Consider the following 2,238-nt stretch of genomic DNA (forward strand, 5'->3'; position numbering starts at 1 on the left):
TGCGCAAGCCCGCGCCGCCCAGGTTCTCGCCCGCCTCGTCGACAATGGCGACCTGACGCCGGAGGAAGCCGCCGGCGCCCGCGAGCATCCGGCCCATGTCGCCGAACGCGACAAGCGCGACGGCCCGCAATATTTCGTCGACTGGGTGGCCTCCACCGTGCGGACGCTGCTGCCGGACGCGCATGGCCGCCTCACAGTCCGCACGACGCTCGACCCGAAGCGCCAGTCCGCCGCCGAAGCCGCGATGCGCGCCGCTTTCAAGGGCGATGCCGACAAGCGCGGCGTCGGCCAGGGCGCGATGATCGCGCTCGCGCCCGACGGTGCCGTCCTCGCCATGATCGGCGGGCGCTCCTATCTGCAGAGCCAGTTCAACCGCGCGACCCAGGCCGAACGTCAGCCGGGCTCCGCCTTCAAGCCGATCGTCTATCTGGCCGCGCTCGAACAGGGTTTCAATCCGTATACGGAAATAGAAGACTCCCCCGTCGCTCTCGGCGAATGGGCGCCGCAGAACACCAACCGCCGCTATGCCGGCACGGTGACGCTGACCGAAGCGCTCGCCCGCTCGATCAATTCCGTCGCCGTGAAGCTCGGCGAGCGCGTCGGCGTAACGGCCATCGCCAATGCCGCCCAGCGCCTCGGCATCGCCTCGCCCGTGCAGGACAATCTTTCGATCGCGCTTGGCAGCTCCGAGGTGACGCTCCTCGAGCTCACCTCCGCCTATTCGACTTTCGGAAACGGCGGCCGCCACTTCGAGCCCTATGGCATCGTCGAGATCACGTCGGCCGACGGCAACACGCTCTACGCGCACCGGCCCGCCTCGACCCAGGCGACCGACGAGGCCCACGCCCGCGAAATGACCTATATGCTCCGCCATGTCGTCACCGAAGGCACGGGCCTGCGCGCCAATCTTCCCGACCGCCTCGCCGCCGGCAAGACCGGCACCAGTCAGGACAATCGCGACGCCTGGTTCATCGGCTATACGGGCGGCGAGATCGCGGGCGTCTGGTTCGGCAACGACGACAACAAGCCGATGAAGAACGTCTCCGGCGGCAACTTCGCCGCGCTGGCCTGGCACAATTACATGCAGGCCTCGCAAGTGGGCGTCCCGCCCGCGCCGCTGCCGGGCGCCGAGGGCGACATTCCCGTCGCCGAAGCTCCGCGCGACGGATCGAAGGGCTTCCTCTCCCAACTGGCCGATCTCTTCGCGGCCGCGCCGAAAGTCGAGGCGCCCCGCGCCGAGCCCGATCGCGGCAACTGGGGCTCGGGCTTCCGCCGGGGCGGCGAAACGTTGCAGCCCGGCGGCGGCAAACCCCGTTGATGGATGCTATACTGCCGTCCCCTGGATCAGGAGCCCCGTCATGAACCGCCGCCTTGCCGCCGTCGCTGCCCTGTTCTCCCTGCTGATCGCCTTCCCCGTCGGCGCCGCCGAAACAGGTCCGGCAACCGTCCCGGCACCCGAGCCCGAACTCAAGCCGACGCCCATCTGTCTCGACCCGACCTTCATCGACCACACCCAGATCGTCGACGACAGCACCATTCTCTTCCACATGAGGGGCGGCAAAATCTGGAAGAACACGCTCGCCTCCAAATGCTTCGGCCTGAAGATGCAGGGCGGCTTCGCTTATGAAGTCCAGGGCGGCACCATCTGCTCGAACATGCAGACGATCCGCGTCCTCAACCAGGGCAGCGTCTGCGCGCTGGGCGAATTCACCCCCTACACCCCGCCCGAGAAACCGGAAGAGAAGCCGGGCAGCAAATAATCCTTTCCCGCCACTCGGAGGAGGTAAAGCGAAAAAGCCAATCTCCTTTACCTCCCCCTGCGAGGGGAGGTCGAAAAATCCTCTCGGATTTTTCGGGTGGGGCGCGTTGATACCTGAAGGCCCGCCGGGAAGCCGCCCATTGCCTCGCCCGTCCCGATGCGCCATATAGCCGGTGCCCCGCAAACCACCGGACGGTACAATTGGCCCCGCCCCTCCTCGCCCTTCGCGACATCCGCATCGCTTTCGCCGATCAGGTGCTGATCGACGGCGCCGGTTTTGCCGTGGGGCCCGGCGACCGGCTTTGCCTGGTCGGCCGCAACGGCGCCGGCAAATCGACGCTTCTCAAGGTCGCGGCCGGCCTCGTCGAACCGGACGGCGGCGAGGTCTTTCTTCAGCCGGGCACCCGTGTTTCCTATCTCGCGCAGCTCCCGGACTTCGGCGGCGCGGCGACCGTGCTCGACTATGTGACGGCGGGCGG

The 2,238-nt window shown here is 67.6% G+C and carries 3 protein-coding genes; all 3 read left to right on the top strand.

What is annotated here, in order from left to right; genetic code table 11:
- Window positions 1–1,318 (top strand): transglycosylase domain-containing protein (locus VMR03_RS02410; protein WP_325401915.1); only part of this gene is annotated, 1,318 nt, incomplete at its 5' end.
- Between the two features lie 40 nt (window positions 1,319–1,358).
- Window positions 1,359–1,760, top strand: coding sequence for a hypothetical protein (locus VMR03_RS02415; protein WP_325401917.1), 402 nt, complete (start codon window positions 1,359–1,361; stop codon window positions 1,758–1,760).
- Between the two features lie 200 nt (window positions 1,761–1,960).
- Window positions 1,961–2,238 (top strand): ATP-binding cassette domain-containing protein (locus VMR03_RS02420; protein WP_325401919.1); only part of this gene is annotated, 278 nt, incomplete at its 3' end.

The organism is Parvibaculum sp. (assembly GCF_035511255.1).
GTDB lineage: Bacteria > Pseudomonadota > Alphaproteobacteria > Parvibaculales > Parvibaculaceae > Parvibaculum.